Origin of the sequence: Ralstonia sp. 24A2 (genome assembly GCF_051783885.1) — a bacterium.
In the GTDB taxonomy this organism is placed as follows: domain Bacteria; phylum Pseudomonadota; class Gammaproteobacteria; order Burkholderiales; family Burkholderiaceae; genus Ralstonia.
The window spans coordinates 1,229,197-1,244,655 of the sequence record NZ_JBPVZD010000002.1 but is presented as its reverse complement, the minus strand read 5'-3'; the positions used below and the strand labels follow the sequence as shown (position 1 = coordinate 1,244,655).

General features: G+C 65.5%; 11 protein-coding genes. 10 read left to right on the top strand and 1 reads right to left on the bottom strand.

Features of this window, described 5'->3' with window-relative positions; all coding sequences use genetic code 11:
- Nucleotides 1-130: 130 nt before the first annotated feature.
- Nucleotides 131-1,135 (bottom strand): LysR family transcriptional regulator, encoded by a 1,005-nt coding sequence (locus ACS13N_RS10720; RefSeq protein ID WP_438931645.1) that lies wholly within the window; start codon nucleotides 1,133-1,135, stop codon nucleotides 131-133.
- 255 nt (nucleotides 1,136-1,390) lie between these two features.
- Here ACS13N_RS10720 and ACS13N_RS10715 point away from each other — a divergent pair, with 255 nt between their 5' ends.
- From ACS13N_RS10715 to ACS13N_RS10670, 10 genes are all read left to right on the top strand, one after another.
- Complete coding sequence (locus ACS13N_RS10715) at nucleotides 1,391-2,698, top strand: MFS transporter (RefSeq protein WP_438931644.1); 1,308 nt, start codon at nucleotides 1,391-1,393, stop codon at nucleotides 2,696-2,698.
- Nucleotides 2,699-2,722: 24 nt separating this feature from the next.
- Nucleotides 2,723-3,745 (top strand): histone deacetylase family protein, encoded by a 1,023-nt coding sequence (locus ACS13N_RS10710; RefSeq protein ID WP_438931643.1) that lies wholly within the window; start codon nucleotides 2,723-2,725, stop codon nucleotides 3,743-3,745.
- A 259-nt stretch (nucleotides 3,746-4,004) separates the two neighbouring features.
- On the top strand, nucleotides 4,005-5,084 hold the full coding sequence (locus tag ACS13N_RS10705; RefSeq protein WP_438931642.1) for a TetR/AcrR family transcriptional regulator: 1,080 nt from the start codon (nucleotides 4,005-4,007) through the stop codon (nucleotides 5,082-5,084).
- A gap of 108 nt (nucleotides 5,085-5,192) precedes the next feature.
- Nucleotides 5,193-7,703, top strand: coding sequence for an acyl-CoA dehydrogenase (locus tag ACS13N_RS10700; protein ID WP_438931641.1), 2,511 nt, complete (start codon nucleotides 5,193-5,195; stop codon nucleotides 7,701-7,703).
- A gap of 20 nt (nucleotides 7,704-7,723) precedes the next feature.
- Nucleotides 7,724-9,136 carry a 3-oxoacyl-ACP reductase gene (locus ACS13N_RS10695; RefSeq protein ID WP_438931640.1) on the top strand — a complete coding sequence of 471 codons (1,413 nt, stop codon included), beginning with the start codon at nucleotides 7,724-7,726 and terminating at the stop codon, nucleotides 9,134-9,136.
- 7 nt (nucleotides 9,137-9,143) lie between these two features.
- Nucleotides 9,144-10,082: a MaoC/PaaZ C-terminal domain-containing protein gene (locus ACS13N_RS10690; protein ID WP_438931639.1), complete on the top strand. Its 939-nt coding sequence runs from the start codon at nucleotides 9,144-9,146 to the stop codon at nucleotides 10,080-10,082.
- Between the two features lie 4 nt (nucleotides 10,083-10,086).
- Entirely contained in the window at nucleotides 10,087-11,418 is a 1,332-nt protein-coding gene (locus tag ACS13N_RS10685) for an acetyl-CoA C-acetyltransferase (protein WP_438931638.1), read from the top strand.
- Nucleotides 11,419-11,508: 90 nt separating this feature from the next.
- Nucleotides 11,509-13,269 carry an AMP-binding protein gene (locus tag ACS13N_RS10680; RefSeq protein WP_438931637.1) on the top strand — a complete coding sequence of 587 codons (1,761 nt, stop codon included), beginning with the start codon at nucleotides 11,509-11,511 and terminating at the stop codon, nucleotides 13,267-13,269.
- Between the two features lie 35 nt (nucleotides 13,270-13,304).
- On the top strand, nucleotides 13,305-14,210 hold the full coding sequence (locus tag ACS13N_RS10675) for a DUF1571 domain-containing protein (RefSeq protein ID WP_438932828.1): 906 nt from the start codon (nucleotides 13,305-13,307) through the stop codon (nucleotides 14,208-14,210).
- Between the two features lie 211 nt (nucleotides 14,211-14,421).
- Entirely contained in the window at nucleotides 14,422-15,342 is a 921-nt protein-coding gene (locus ACS13N_RS10670) for an OmpW/AlkL family protein (RefSeq protein ID WP_039599167.1), read from the top strand.
- The last annotated feature ends 117 nt before the right edge of the window (nucleotides 15,343-15,459 follow it).

The window sequence follows — 15,459 nt, the reverse complement described above, 5'->3', positions numbered from 1 at the left end:
CGTGTCCCGCGCATTCGTTCGTGCGCCAATCGTGGACAAAGCCTGGGTAGGTGACGGGGCGACTGGACCCCGGGGACTGCAAGAAGGGCGGTAGTTTAACAGGATGCGGTGTCGGACTTGGGTTTACCCGCTACCCCGCCGGCGCCCGCAACGCCGCCAACGGCGCATTCACCACATCCCCCAGCCGCTCAGCCAGCGAATAGCGCGCCATATACCGCCGAAAGTGCGCCAGAAACGCTGCCTCGGCAGCCGCCAACCGCCGCTCCTTGTGCCATAGCAGATACAGGTCGATATCCGCAACGCCCTCCTCCGGCGGCAAGCGCCACAACCGCTGCTGCGCCAAATCATCGGCCACGATGTGCTCCGGCAGGCAGCCGATCCCGTAGCCAGCAAACACCAGCCGCTTGATCTCATCCAGACTCGGCGAGGTCGCGACGATGCGCCCGGTGAACCCCTGCTGATCCCGAAACACTGCCAGCGGCGACAGCGCATCGCCCAACTGATCGCTCATGAACGAGACGAAGTTCTCGCCAAGCAAATCGCTGATCGACAGCCCGGTGCGCCCGAACAACCGGTGATGCCGCCCGCAGAACACCGCATAGCGCTGGCGCAGAAAAAGCTGCCGCTCCAGCTTGTCGACGGGGGTCCGGCACAGGCTAAGACCAATCCCCGCCCGCTTCTGCGCGAGTGCATCGAGGATGTCCGTGCTGCGCATCACCTCCATCTGCAGATCCACCCGCGGGTGGTGCCGATGAAACGCGGCGAGGCATTCGTCATACACGCCGGACTGGATGCGACTGACGGTCATCAGGTGCAGCACGCCACTCACATCGTCCTGCGGCTCGCCTAGCTCTGAGCCGAGCCGCGCGACGTTTCCGTAGACATCGGTGGCGATACGCAGCACGTCCTCGCCGACGCGCGTGAGGCGGAAGTGCGAGCCGCGCCGTTCGATGAGCGTGTGGCCGAGCTGATCTTCCAGCCGCCGCAGCGCCAGGCTCACGGCCGGCTGCGTGATGTGCAAACGCACCGCCGCACGGCTGATGCTGCGCTCGTGGACGATGGTCAGGAAGGTGCGCAGCAGGTTCCAGTCGAGCCGGTCGCTGACCAAGGCGGGATCGAGAGCAGACGGGTCCATGGCGGCGAATATGAGTTCAATTTATACAAACAATAAGTATTCAGAATTTGACTAATACCCGTCAACCGGCAATAAACACGCATCCGCTGCCTCGATGCAGTGGGCTCAAGGCTGCCTCGGAAACCGTAGCGAGCGGCCCGAGGTTGGCTCGAGAAGCGCAGCCGTACGACCAGTACGGCGAGCATCGCAGGGGCCAGATCGGGCCGCGCAGTAGGTTTGTGGGGTAGCCGAAAAATATTTTGTGAGGAGCTACCTATGCAACCGTCTCAACCGGGCGGGCGTCAGCCTGCGCGCGCGGCCACCGCCGCCTTTGTCGGCACCATGATCGAGTGGTACGACTTCTACATCTACGCCACCGCCGCAGCGCTCGTGTTCGGGCCGCTGTTCTTCCCGGGGGGCGATCCGTTTCTCAGCACACTCGCGTCGTTCGGCACGTTTGCCGTGGGCTTCTTCGCGCGGCCGCTGGGCGGCATCGTGTTCGGCCATTGGGGTGACCGCATCGGCCGCAAGAAGGCGCTGATGATCACACTCACGATGATGGGCCTGGCGACCATTGGCATCGGCCTGCTGCCGACGTATGCCACTGCCGGTGCGCTCGCGCCCGTGCTGCTCGTGCTGCTGCGCGTGGTGCAGGGCATCGCGGTCGGCGGCGAATGGGGCGGCGCGGTGCTGATGGCGGGCGAACACGCGCCCAAGGGCCGCCGCACGTTCTTCGCATCGTTTGCTCAGCTCGGTAGCCCGGCGGGGTTGATCCTCTCGTTGCTGGCCTTCCGCCTCGTCACGTCGATGGAGAAAGACGTATTCATGGACTGGGGCTGGCGTCTGCCCTTCCTCGCCAGCGCGGTGCTGCTGATCGTGGGTGTGGCGATCCGCCTGGGCGTGAACGAATCGCCCGAGTTTGCGCAGGTGCAGGCGCAGCGCAAGACGGCCAAGCTGCCGATCGCCGAGGTCTGGCGCACGGCGCGTGTGCCTGTGCTGCTGTGCATCGGTGCCAACACCATCGGCATTGCGGGCGTGTACTTCACCAACACGTTCATGATCGCGTACACGACGCAGTACCTGTCACTGTCGAAGACGCTGATTCTCGATTGCCTGTTTGCGGTGGCCTTCATCCAGTTCCTCGCACAGCCGCTGGCGGCTTGGCTGGCGGAGAAGCTCGGCGGCGCGCGCTTCCTCAAGCTGATGGCACTGCTGGCGATGGCCTCGCCGTATCCGATGTTTCTGCTGGTGCAGACGCGTCAGGCACCGCTGATGATTCTCGGCATCGCCATCGCCGTGGTGTGCATGGCGAGCTTCTACTCGGTCATCGCTGGCTTCGTGTCGGGCGTGTTCGAGACGCGTGTGCGGTACTCGGCGATCTCGCTGTCGTATCAGGTGTGCGGCGCGGTGGCGGGCGGGCTCACGCCGCTGGTGGGCACCATTCTCGCGCAGCGCTTCCATGGCGAATGGTGGCCGCTGGCGGTGTTCTACACACTGCTCGCCGGTGTCTCGCTGCTGTGCATCGCCGCTATCGACGCGCGCCAGCGTGGCCGTGCGCCCGCCGGCGATGCAGTGAATGCGTAACGATCCCCCAACCCCGTTTCACCCATGCTGACGTTCTTCCATCCCGAACAGCTGCTGCACCATCCGCAGAGCTACTACTCGCGCGGCAAGATGCGCACGCCGCAGGAAGTGCCTGACCGCGCGCGCAACCTGCTGCAGGCTGCACGCGATCTCGGCTTCACCATCGCGCAGCCCGAAGACCACGGCCTCGCCCCGCTCACCGCGGTGCACGGCGAGCCCTACCTGCGCTTCCTGCAGGACGCCCACACCGACTGGCGCCAACTGCCCGAAGACTGGGGCGACGAGGTCATGTCCAACATCTTCGTACGCGAGCCCAATGCGCTGCGCGGCGTGCTGGCCCAGGCGGCGCGCTACTTGGCGGATGGCAGTTGCCCCGTCGGCGCAAACACGTGGCGATCGGCCTATTGGTCGGCGCAAAGCGCGGCAGCCGGCGCGCAGGCCATCCTCAGTGGCGAGCACCTAGCCTACGCACTGTGCCGCCCGCCCGGCCACCATGCGCGCCGTGAGGCAGCCGGCGGCTTCTGCTACCTGAACAACGCCGCCGTGGCCGCACAGGCATTGCGCGCCAAGTACAAGCGTGTCGCCATTCTCGATACCGACATGCACCACGGCCAGGGCATCCAGGAGATCTTCTACGACCGCGCGGACGTGCTCTACGTCTCCATCCACGGCGATCCAACCAACTTCTACCCGGTCGTCGCGGGCTTTGACGATGAGCGCGGCGCGGGCGATGGCGTAGGCCTGAATGTGAACCTGCCGATGCCGCATCGCTCGCCGGAATCGGTGTTCTTCGACAAGCTGGGGGAGGCGCTTGCTGCGCTTGAGCGCTTCCAGCCCGATGCGCTGGTGCTGTCACTCGGCTTCGACATCTATCGCGAAGATCCGCAATCGCAGGTGGATGTGTCGACTGAGGGCTTCGGTCGCCTCGGCGCAACCGTTGGTGCGCTCGGCTTGCCGACATTGGTCGTCCAGGAAGGCGGGTACCACCTCGCCACCCTCGCACAAAACGCTGCCGCATTCTTTGGCGGCCTTCATCCCGCCGGCTGACCCGCAGCCACCCCGGCGCAGACATCCCTTTAGCAATTTGGATGTTTGCGCCTACTCACTTTTTAGCCCAAGCGTTTCATACGTTCTCTGGGCAACCTCCCCTCGTCTAGAGTGCCTGCTCGAATTGGGAACTTTGCGTTTTCAAACGTCTGTTCCTAACATGCCCGGGCAACCCCATACACATGTTTGAATCGAGCGTTGGAGCGCTGCGCTGCAGCAATCGACCCGATATCAGACCCAAAAAAACGAGGTAGGAGACATGGGACGTCCTGGAGCAGGAGACACCAAGGGCCGCATTCTGGAAGCCACCGAACTGCTGTTCATCGAGTTCGGCTACGAGGCGATGTCGTTGCGGCAGATCACGGCGCGCGCCAAGGTCAATCTGGCAGCGGTCAACTATCACTTCGGCAGCAAGGAAGCACTGATGCAGTCGGTGCTTGGCCGCCGGCTTGATCCACTCAACACGCGCCGCCTGGCGCTGCTCACCGCGTGCGAAGAACGCTGGACCAAGGAGCAGCTCACCTGCGATCACGTGCTCGGCGCGCTGTTCGTGCCGGCCCTGCAGATGGCGCGCAACCCCGACACTGGCGGCCCCGCGTTCCTGCGCCTGATGGGCCGCGTGTATTCCGACACTTCGCCATTCGTGCAGAACTATCTGCTCGGGCATTACGCGCCGGTGTTCGGTCGATTCTTCGAGGCGTTCTCGTGCGCGCTGCCGCATGTGCCGCGTGCTGAGCTCGGCTGGCGCCTGCACTTCTCGCTCAAGGCGCTCGCGGGCGTGTTGGCCGGCGATGACCTCAACAACCTGCTGCCGATGTTCACGCAGGGCAAGCCGATGAACGATGCCTCGCTGCTGGCGCGCCTGACCGCGCTGGTGGTGGCCACGCTCAACGCCCCCATGCCCAAGGACGCCGGCGAGGCCGGTGCGCTCGACCAAGTGGTTGAACTGGCCGAAGCCCAGGCCCCCACGCCCGTGGCGCAAGCCGACGACGCGCCCAACGGCAGCGACAGCGGCAATGGCCACGGTGGCTCAAGCCGCCATGGCAACGGAAGCGGCAACGGCAATGGCCGTGCCCCCGAACGCACCACAACACCCGCCACCGCATCGCCCTTTGCTGGTGACTTGTTCGGCCGCACACCCGGCGCGCGCGCCAGCTCCGCCGAAGATACCGACGCCGACGAGCACGACAGCGCCCTCGACGACGGTGACGATGATCACGAGGACGGCGGCTCCCCGCCCACTGCACGCACCCGTGCGCTGGCCATCCGCCGCAGCAACGCCGCGCGCGCGATCTTCCCGGCCAACCCGATGCGCCCCTGGCGCAGCCCCAGCGCCTGACGGAAAAACCAAGCGCGGCGCGGCTTCAGCCCCCGTAGGCACGGGAGTCGCTGGGCATTCGGCAACCACCGAATGCCCAGCGCATGAACGCATCGAATGGAGACCCTCATGACGACGATCTGGATCGTCCTGCTTTGCATTGGCGCGCTCGGGCTCGCCACCATGGAGGCATCGGCACTGGCCTGGCTGGTCGGCTCGGGTGTGTGGCTTGCGGCAGGTGCACGGCTCGGTCTCGTAGGTCCGGTGATGACCACCATGCTCGCCATCGTCTTCGTGCTGCCCGCGCTGGTGCTCGCGCTCAAGCCGCTGCGCCGTGCGCTGATCACGCGCCGCGTGCTGGCGATGTTCCGCAAGATCATGCCGGAGATGTCGCCAACGGAGCGCGACGCCATCGAAGCCGGCACCGTCTGGTGGGATGCTGAACTCTTCTCCGGCCGCCCCGACTGGAAGCGCCTGCTCACGTCACCGCCGCCGCGCCTGTCGCCCGAAGAACAAGCCTTTCTCGATGTGGAAACCGAGAAGCTGTGCGACCTCGCCAACGACTGGGAAAGCACACAGATCTGGCAGGACATGTCGCCCGAGGCGTGGGCCTATGCCAAGCAGGCCGGCTTTCTCGGCATGATCATCCCGAAGGAATACGGCGGCAAAGGCTTCTCGGCCTATGCACACTCGCAGGTCATCATGAAGCTGTCGACGCGTTGCTCCGCGGCGGCCGTGTCGGTCATGGTGCCCAACTCGCTGGGCCCGGCGGAACTGCTGCTGCACTACGGCACCGACGCGCAGAAGAACCACTACCTGCCGCGCCTCGCCCGTGGCGAAGAAATCCCCTGCTTTGCACTGACCAACGCGTATGCGGGCTCCGATGCTGCGGCCATCCCCGATGTGGGCGTGGTCTGCCGCGGCATGCATGAGGGCCGCGAAACGCTGGGCTTCCGTGTGACCTGGAGCAAGCGCTACATCACGCTCGGCCCCATCGCGACTGTGCTGGGCTTGGCCTTCCGCGCGGTCGATCCAGATGGACTGCTGGGCAGCGACAAGGAACCCGGCATCACCTGCGCGCTGATCCCGACCAAGCATCCTGGCGTGAACATCGGCCGCCGCCACTGGCCGCTGAACGCGGTGTTCCAGAACGGCCCGAACTCGGGCAAGGATGTGTTCATCCCGATCGACTGGGTGATCGGTGGGCAAGCGCAGGTTGGCCGTGGCTGGCGCATGCTGATGGAATGCCTGGCGGCGGGCCGTGCGATTTCGCTGCCGTCGTCCAACGTGGGACTGTCCAAGATCGCCGTGCGCAGTACCGGCGCGTATGCCGCCGTGCGCCGCCAGTTCCGCACGCCCATCGGCAAGTTCGAGGGCATTCAGGAAGCGTTCGGCCGCATGGGCGGCAACCTGTACATGATGGATGCGGCGCGGCGCCTGTCCGCGCTGGCCGTGGACCTGGGCGAGAAACCCTCGGTCATCTCGGCCATTGCCAAGTACCACGTCACCGAACGTGCGCGCGACGTGGTCAACGATGCGATGGACATCGTCGGCGGCAAGGGCATCTGCATGGGGCCGAACAACTTCCTGGCGCGTGCGTATCAGCAGGTGCCGATCGCGATTACGGTCGAAGGCGCGAACATCATGACGCGCTGCCTGATCATCTTCGGGCAGGGCGTGATTCGCTGCCATCCGTATGTGCTGCGCGAGATGACGGCCGCGCAAGACGCCGATTCCCCCGAGACGCTGCGCGCATTCGATGCGGCGCTGTTCGGCCACGGTGCGTTCATCGCGGGCAACTTCGTGCGTGCGTTTCTGCATGCGCTCTCGGGCGGCCGAGTCGCCCCCGCACCGTCGAATGCCGCCCCCGAAATGCAGCGCTACTACCAGGCCGTCAACCGTTTCTCGACCGCGCTGGCGCTGCTGTCCGATGTGTCGATGTTCACGCTGGGTGGCACGCTCAAGCGCCGCGAGAGCATCACCGGGCGCCTGGGCGACATCCTCTCGCAGATGTACCTGATCTCGTCCGCCCTCAAACGCTTTGAAGACGAAGGCCGCCCGGTTGAAGATGCACCGCTGGTGCACTGGTCGGTGCAGGACGCGCTGGTGAAGGCCCATGATGCGCTCGACGGCGTGCTGGCCAACTTCCCGAACCGAGGCGTCGCCGGGTTGCTGCGTGCGCTGATCTTCCCGTTCGGCTCGCCCTATCGCAAACCGTCGGATGCGCTGGCGGCGCAGGTGGCGGAGCTGATGCAGACACCGGGCGCCGCACGCAATCGCCTGCTGGCCGATTCGTACTGCCCCACGCCCGACATCGACCCGATCGCTTACGGTGAATTCGCCTTCCGCCTGCAACCGGCGGTGGATGCCATCGAGCAGCGCTTGAAACCCGTCATCCGAGAAGGCAAGCTGCCGCCCGTGCCGCAAAGCCTGCCCGACTTCGAAGCCTGGGCCGCACAGGCCGTGGCACAAGGCCTCATCGACGAGGCCGAACGCAAGCAACTGTGCGACTACGCGCGCTACGGCGAGCATGCCGTCGCCGTGGACGACTTCCCGCCTGACTTCAACCTGCTGGCTGATCTGCAGCGCCGCAAGGATGCGCTGGATGCCCTGCAAGCTGCCGAACGCCGCGCAGCCTGATCTCAACCACAACAACAACGATGCAAGACAAGTACCTCGATTTCGTCGGTTCCGGTTTCGGCAAATGGCTGTCGGCCAACCTTGGCCTGCCGCAGCCGGTGCCACTGCGCCGGTATCAAGAAGGAAAACCGGAGTTCATCGGTCCGTTCCTGGTGGGTGCGGCACCGGGTGGGACGATGCGGGAAACGCTCGCCGCGCTGTTCGCCGAGATCGGCGTACCCACGCGCTTTCATGAAAGCGACCCCGAATGGCTCGGCGCTGCCAACCGGCACGGACAGATCACCGGGCGCTTTGTTGCGCCCACGGGCAAGGAAGGCGATGCGTTTGACCGCGTCGGCGGCATTGTCTTCGATGCGACCGGCGTCCAAGCAACGGAAGACCTCGACGCGCTGTATCACGTGTTCCACGACGGCGTGCGTGCTGTCGGCTGTTGCGGGCGCGTGGTGGTCATCGGTCGCCCGCCTGAAGATTGCGAGACGCCGCAGGCTGCCATCGCCCAGCGCGCACTGGAAGGGATGACGCGCTCGCTCGGCAAGGAGATCCGGCGTGGTTGCACGGCGCAGCTTGTCTACGTGACCGAGGGCGCGGAGAACGTGGCGGCGTCAACGCTGCGGTTTTTGCTGTCGGCGCGCTCAGCGTATGTATCGGGGCAGGTGGTGCGCGTGCGGGCCGCAGCGCCGGTCTCCGTCGATTGGCAGAAACCGCTGGCTGGACGTACTGCACTGGTGACGGGGGCCTCGCGCGGCATCGGCGCGGCGATTGCGCATGTGCTGGCGCGTGACGGCGCGCGTGTGCTGTGCCTCGATGTGCCGGCGGCACAGGAAGGGTTGAACGCCGTCGCGCAGGCGATCGGCGGTGAAGCGCTGGCCTACGACATCGCTGCGCCGGAAACACCCGCCCTGCTTGCGCAGCAGCTCGCTGCTGCGGGCGGCATCGACATCCTCGTGCACAACGCCGGCATCACGCGCGACAAGACCATCGCCCGCATGACTGAACCGGCGTGGCGCAGCGTGATCGACATCAACCTCACCGCGCAGTTGCGCATCAACGATGCGCTACTTGCTGCCAACGCGCTGCATGCGGGTGGGGCCATCGTCTGCGTGTCGTCCATCAGCGGTATTGCGGGCAACCTGGGACAGACCAACTATGCGACGTCCAAAGCGGGCGTGATCGGCCTCGTGCAGGCCAGTGCGCCGTTGCTGGCCGAACGCGGCATCACCATCAACGCTGTCGCGCCCGGCTTTATCGAGACGCAAATGACGGCCGCCGTGCCCTTCGCCATTCGCGAGGCGGGCCGACGCATGAACGCAATGAGCCAGGGCGGCCAGCCTGTGGACGTGGCCGAGGCGATTGCGTGGTTTGCGTGCCCGGCGTCCAACGGCGTGACCGGCAACGTCGTACGCGTGTGCGGCCAGAGCCTGCTCGGAGCCTAGAACGATCATGCCGCCCACCGTCGCCACACGCACCCGCGCGACCGTCACGCCGCGCTTCGCCACGCAGACGCTGGTGACGACGCCGCCGTCGCCCAGGGCGTTGGCGTGGTGGGCGCTGCTGTCGCAACGCAAGGGCAAGCGCGGCGGACCACTGCCGCGTCATACGCTGGTGCGGCAGGAAGTGCCGCTGGACGCAGAACACATCGCGCGCTACGCCGCAGTCTGCGGCTTCTCGCCCGCACACGGCGTGCCGATGACGTATCCGCACCTGCTGGGCTTTCCGCTGCAACTCATGTTGATGACGGAATCGGCGTTCCCGTATCCGGTCATCGGGCTGGTGCATCTGTGCAACACGATCCGTCAGCATCAACCGCTCACCGCCGGTGAACGCGTGCGTGTGGAGGTGCGACCGCGCCGGCTGTTCCAGCATGCGCGCGGGCAGGCGTTCGCGATTGAGACCGCCATTGTCAGGGCGGGCGCCGTGGTGTGGGAATCGCTCTCGACCTACCTGCGCGTGGGCGTGCCGTCTCCGCAGGGAGCACCACTAATCGCGCTGCCGGCTGCGCAAGACCTGTCGCCCGATGGCCACTGGGATGCGCCCGCCGACACCGGCCGCCGCTACGCCCGTGTCTCGGGTGACTGGAATCCGATCCACGTATCGAACCTTGGCGCGAAGTTGTTTGGCTTCGCCCACCCCATCGCCCATGGCATGTGGACCAAGGCACGCGCACTGGCTGCGTTGCTGCCGGCCGCGCCGCTTGCGCGGGGGGAGGTAGTTGCCGAGTTCAAGACGCCGTTGTCGCTGCCGGGTGCAGCCACGCTCTGGCAAGCCGAGGATGCCGCGCCGAGCTGCGCCTTCGAAGTGCGCAACACCGCCGGCGACAAACCCTATCTGCGCGGCGTGCTGACACTGCCGCAAGCACAACAAGACAACACGGGAAACTGAATCCATGCTCGCTAATGCAGGTACAAGCACACAGGTACGCCGCGTCGCCATCCTCGGGGGCAACCGCATCCCGTTCGCCCGCTCGAACACGGCCTACGCCACCGCGTCGAACCAGCAGATGCTGGTGGCCGCGCTGCAGGGCCTGATCGACCGGTTCAACCTGCACGGCCAGCGCCTGGATGAAGTCGTCGCCGGCGCCGTGATCAAGCTCTCGCGGGATTTCAACCTGACACGCGAATCGGTGCTCTCCACCACACTCGCCAAGCAGACGCCCGCGTATGACGTGCAGCAGGCGTGCGGCACTGGGCTGGAGGCAGCCATCCTGGTCGCCAACAAGATCGCGTTGGGACAGATCGACGTGGGCATCGCGGGCGGCACGGATACCACCTCCGACGCGCCCGTTGGCCTGAACGAGAAGATGCGCAAGATCCTGCTGGAGGCCAACCGCGCCAAGTCCACCGGCGAACGCATCAAGGCACTGGCCGGCCTACGGCCGTCCATGTTCGTGCGCCCACTCCTGCCGCGCAACAGCGAGCCGCGCACCGGCCTGTCGATGGGTGAGCACTGCGAGCTGATGGCCAAGCGCTGGGGCATCCGCCGCGAAGATCAGGATGCGCTGGCCCTGCGCAGCCACCACAACCTGACCGCCGCCTACGAGCGCGGCTTCTTCACCGACCTGATGACCGCCCACCTCGGGCTGGACCGCGACAACAACCTGCGCAGCAACCTCACCGCCGAGCAGCTCGCCAAGCTGCAACCGGTGTTCGACCGCAGCGCCAGCGGCACCATGACCGCCGGCAACTCCACGCCGCTGACCGACGGCGCCTCGTGCGTGCTGCTCGCCAGCGAGGACTGGGCGCGCGCGCGCAACCTGCCGGTGCTCGCCTACATGACGTGCGCAGATACGGCCGCCGTCGATTTCTTCAGTGGCACGCCCGAACAGAACGAAGGGCTGCTGATGGCGCCGGCCTATGCTGTCTCGCGCATGCTGCAGCGCGCGGGCCTCACGCTCCAGGACTTCGACTACTACGAGATCCACGAAGCCTTTGCCGCCCAGGTGCTCTGCACACTGGCCGCATGGGAATCGCCCGAGTACTGCCGCGAAAAGCTCGGCCGCAGCGCGCCACTCGGCAGCATCGACCGCAGCAAGCTCAACGTGAACGGCAGCTCACTGGGCACCGGCCATCCGTTTGCCGCCACCGGCGGGCGCATTGTCGCCACGCTCGCCAAGATGCTGGCGCAGCGCGGCAGCGGGCGCGGGCTGGTGTCGATCTGCGCGGCCGGCGGACAAGGCGTGGTTGCCATTCTGGAGCGCCCCGAAACGATGTCGCACTGAACCACTCGGGCCACAACGGGAACGGCCCAATCTTGAAACCCACGCGGCACACAACAACACCACGCCGCGTTTTTCATGGACGGAGACACCATGAACACCGTTGCCGACCCAACTCAGCCAAACTCGAGCCTGACCGACCACATCGACCGCATCTGGCTGAAGTCGTATCCCGAAGGCGTGCCCGCCGAGATCGACCCCGACCGCTATCACTCGCTGGCCGAGGTGTTTCGCGAATCGGTGGAGAAGTACCGCAACCGCGTCGCCTACGTGAGCGTCGGCACGGAAATGACCTACGACGAATGCGAGCGCAAGGCCCGGCAGTTCGCGGCGTGGCTGCAATCGCGCGGCGTGAAGAAGGGCGACCGCGTGGCGATCATGCTGCCCAACAGCCTGCAGTACCCCGTGTGCCTGTTCGGCACGCTGCTGGCAGGTGCCATCGTCGTCAACGTGAACCCGCTATACACGGTGCCCGAGCTGGCGCACCAGTTGCGCGACTCCGGCGCACAGACCATCGTGGTGCTGGAGAACTTTGCGCGCACGCTCGAACAGGCGCTGCCCGGCAGCCAGGTGCGCAACATCGTCCTCACCGGCATTGGCGACCTGATGGGTGGCGCGCTCAACCTCAAGGGCCGCGCGCTGAACTTCGTGATGCGCAACGTACAGAAGCAGGTGCCGCGGTACAAGCTGCCCTCGCCCATCTGGTTGCGCGATGCGCTGGCCACAGGGCGTACGCGTGCGCCGCAAGCCGTACCGCTGGCGCCGGAAGACATCGCCTTCCTGCAGTACACCGGCGGCACCACGGGCGTAGCCAAGGGCGCGATGCTCACCCACCGCAACATCATCGCCAACCTGCTGCAGGCGGAGGTGTGGTCCAAGGGCATGCTCTCGGATGAGGCGGAGACCAACGTCACGCTGCTGCCGCTGTATCACATCTTCTCGCTCACGGTGAACCTGCTGATGTTCATGACCATGGGTGGGCGCAACATCCTGATTGCCAATCCGCGCGACACCAAGCGCGTGCTGTTCATCCTGCGCAACGAGCGTTTCTCGGGCATTGCCGGCGTCAACACGCTGTTCAACTCGCTGCTGGAAGATCCGGAATTTGCCAAGCGCGATTTCTCGGCCATGAAGATCACCATCGGCGGCGGCATGGCGGTGCAGCGCGCCATCGCCCAACGCTGGAAGCAGGTGACGGGCCACACCATCGTGGAAGGCTACGGGCTGACGGAATGCTCGCCCGTGGTGTCGATGAACCCGCCACAGGTGACTGAGTTCAGCGGCACCATCGGCCTGCCGGCGCCGTCCACCGAGGTGCGCTTCAAAGCCGACGACGGCAGCATCGCCCCGCTGGGCGAACCCGGCGAGCTGCAGGTGCGCGGGCCGCAGGTCATGCGCGGCTACTGGCAACGCCCAGATGAAACCGCCAAATCCATCGACGCGGACGGCTGGTTCTCCACGGGTGACATCGGCGTGATGGATGCCAACGGCTACATCCGCCTGATCGACCGCAAGAAGGACATGATCCTGGTCTCGGGCTTCAACGTGTACCCCAACGAGATCGAAGACGCCGTCGCGCTGCACCCGGAGGTGCTGGAAGTGGCCGCCATTGGCGTGCCAGACCCGGTGGCGGGTGAGCGCGTGAAGGTCATCGTCGTGCGGCGCACCGGCGCGCTGACGGAGCCCGCGCTACTCGAACACTGCCGCGCCCACCTGACCGGCTACAAGATGCCGCGCATTGTCGAGTTCCGCGATGAAGAACTGCCCAAGTCGACCGTGGGCAAGATCCTGCGCCGCGAACTGCGCGATGCCGACCCCGACATCAAGCGCGCCCGTGCCGAGGCCCAGCAATGACCACCATGACCATCGCAACGATGGAGAAGACCCGCATGCGACTGCGCACGCTTGCCCTGGCGACGGCACTGGTCTGCACGAGCGCCGCGTGGGCGCAGACACCCGAAGCTTCTGCGCCCGCAGTTGCCGCAGCGACGGCTACACCGGCCGCTCAATCCGCCGCCATCAGCAGCTTTGGCGCAATGGACGTCGCCCGGCAGACGACTTGGCTTAACGGCCAGGTCCAGGCCAACGCCTTTGCCGACTGGTCTGACGACGACATCCTCGCCATGGCGCAGGCGATGAAGCCCGAGACGCTGGTGCGCTGGCTGCGTGGCGAGGTAGCCAAGCTGCCCGAGTACGAATACCGCATGCGTCGGCAAGAGCGCGTGAAAGACCAGTGGCAAAGCCAGCCGTCTCTCATGCTGATCCGCTACCGCAATGCGCCGCGCCAGGTGTACGCACGCTGGCTCAAGGGCGGCTCGCATGCCGGCCAGGAAATCATCTACGACGAGACCGTCCGCCGCGATGAGATGGTCGGCCACCTGGGCGGCCTCTTCGGCTTTGCCACCATCTGGAGCGCGCTGGACGGGTCATTGGCCAAATCGCAGTCGAACCACACCGCACGTGAACTGGGGTTGCAGTTCATCGTCGACACGGTGGAACGCGACGGGCGCGCCCACGTGGCCGCCGGCGGCAGCGGCAAGTTCAACGAAGCCAAGATGGTGACCGAAGGCGGCGAGCGCATGCTGCGCCTGACCTGGGATGCGCCCAGCGGCCCACCCACGTTCTACGCCAAGCGCGTACGGCTGTTTTTCGACCTCAAGAACCCGTGGGTTCGTGTTGAAGAGGCTTGGGACGAGTCGGGCAACCAGCTCGAAAAGATCGTCATCGAGAGCGTCACGCGCAAGACCTGGAACGACCAGACTTTCAACCCCAAAAACCCTGAGTACAAGTTTTGAAGTTCTACCCGCAGACCGTTGTAGGCCAAGGCTCCGCCGACCGGTGGATGGTATGAAACGTGACTAGGGGAAACCCCTTGTTGCGTGCGTACAAGCTAGAGGAAAACTTCGGTGAGCGCGGCGTAACGTAACAAAAGCGCTGCGTTATGCTGCGGAAACACAAATCGCCACACCCAGGCGAAATAACAATCCAATCCAGAGAGACAACCACATGAACCGCACCACCCGCCGCTTTGCCGCAGCACTTGCCTGCGCCGCCGTCAGCGCCCTCGCTGCCCCCCTGGCTCAGGCCCAATCCACCGCGGAGGCCAACGTGGCTGCAAGCGCCAGCACCGGCAGTGGCACCAGCAGCGGCGGCGGGTTCAGCGGCTTCATGGACGACTACGTCTGGGGCCGCAATGTCATGGCGTTGGGTTGGTTCTACATTCGCCCGATGGATTCGGCCACGCCGCTGACCACCACCACCAGCGCGCTGGGCCTGGGCACGTACCAGTCGCCCGGAACTGACGTGCGAGTCAGTAACGCCAACACGCTATCGCTCACGTTCACGCACTTCTTTACCGACAACATCGCCGGTACGTTCGTTGGCGGCGTGCCGCCCAAGTTCAACCTGTACGGCAGCGGCAATGTGATCGCACCGGTGCCGGTCATCGGTCCGCTCACGCTCATCAACCTGGGCCTGCCGCAGAACAACCCGGTTGCCACCGTGCGTGAGTGGAGCCCGGCCATCGTCGCCCAGTACTACTTCGGCACGAAGGAAAGCAAGTTCCGTCCGTTCGTTGGCGCCGGTGTCAGCTACAACTTCTTCACCAACCTGAAGCTGAACCCGAACTTCGTCAACGCGCTGCAGAACCTCGGTCAGGTGCTGCAACTCGGCATGGGCCAGGTGCCGAGCGGCACGGCCAAGGTGACAGCGGAAACGTCGAGCTCCTGGACGCCGGTGGCCAACGTGGGCCTGTCGTATGAGTTCGCCAAGAACTGGACCGCCATCGGCACGGTGTCGTACCTGCCGCTGAAGACGACCTCCACGATCACGATCCGCAGCGCGCAGGGCCAGGTGCTGGCGGTCAACAAGACCGACATCAAGGTCGACCCGCTCGTGTTTGGGCTGGCGGTTGGCTACAAGTTCTAAGCTGCGGGATTGCGCTATCGCAAACGCCACCTTCGGGTGGCGTTTTTCATTGGGGCGCGACCCGATATGATGGCGGGGTTTTGACGCCCCAGTTCCGAATTCCGGATTCCCGCCCCA

Bases quoted from the DNA above. Each gene is read 5' to 3' on its own strand.
- ACS13N_RS10720 (WP_438931645.1), bottom strand. From the start codon at position 1,135: ATGGACCCGTCTGCTCTCGATCCCGCCTTGGTCAGCGACCGGCTCGAC.
- ACS13N_RS10715 (WP_438931644.1), top strand. From the start codon at position 1,391: ATGCAACCGTCTCAACCGGGCGGGCGTCAGCCTGCGCGCGCGGCCACC.
- ACS13N_RS10710 (WP_438931643.1), top strand. From the start codon at position 2,723: ATGCTGACGTTCTTCCATCCCGAACAGCTGCTGCACCATCCGCAGAGC.
- ACS13N_RS10705 (WP_438931642.1), top strand. From the start codon at position 4,005: ATGGGACGTCCTGGAGCAGGAGACACCAAGGGCCGCATTCTGGAAGCC.
- ACS13N_RS10700 (WP_438931641.1), top strand. From the start codon at position 5,193: ATGACGACGATCTGGATCGTCCTGCTTTGCATTGGCGCGCTCGGGCTC.
- ACS13N_RS10695 (WP_438931640.1), top strand. From the start codon at position 7,724: ATGCAAGACAAGTACCTCGATTTCGTCGGTTCCGGTTTCGGCAAATGG.
- ACS13N_RS10690 (WP_438931639.1), top strand. From the start codon at position 9,144: ATGCCGCCCACCGTCGCCACACGCACCCGCGCGACCGTCACGCCGCGC.
- ACS13N_RS10685 (WP_438931638.1), top strand. From the start codon at position 10,087: ATGCTCGCTAATGCAGGTACAAGCACACAGGTACGCCGCGTCGCCATC.
- ACS13N_RS10680 (WP_438931637.1), top strand. From the start codon at position 11,509: ATGAACACCGTTGCCGACCCAACTCAGCCAAACTCGAGCCTGACCGAC.
- ACS13N_RS10675 (WP_438932828.1), top strand. From the start codon at position 13,305: ATGCGACTGCGCACGCTTGCCCTGGCGACGGCACTGGTCTGCACGAGC.
- ACS13N_RS10670 (WP_039599167.1), top strand. From the start codon at position 14,422: ATGAACCGCACCACCCGCCGCTTTGCCGCAGCACTTGCCTGCGCCGCC.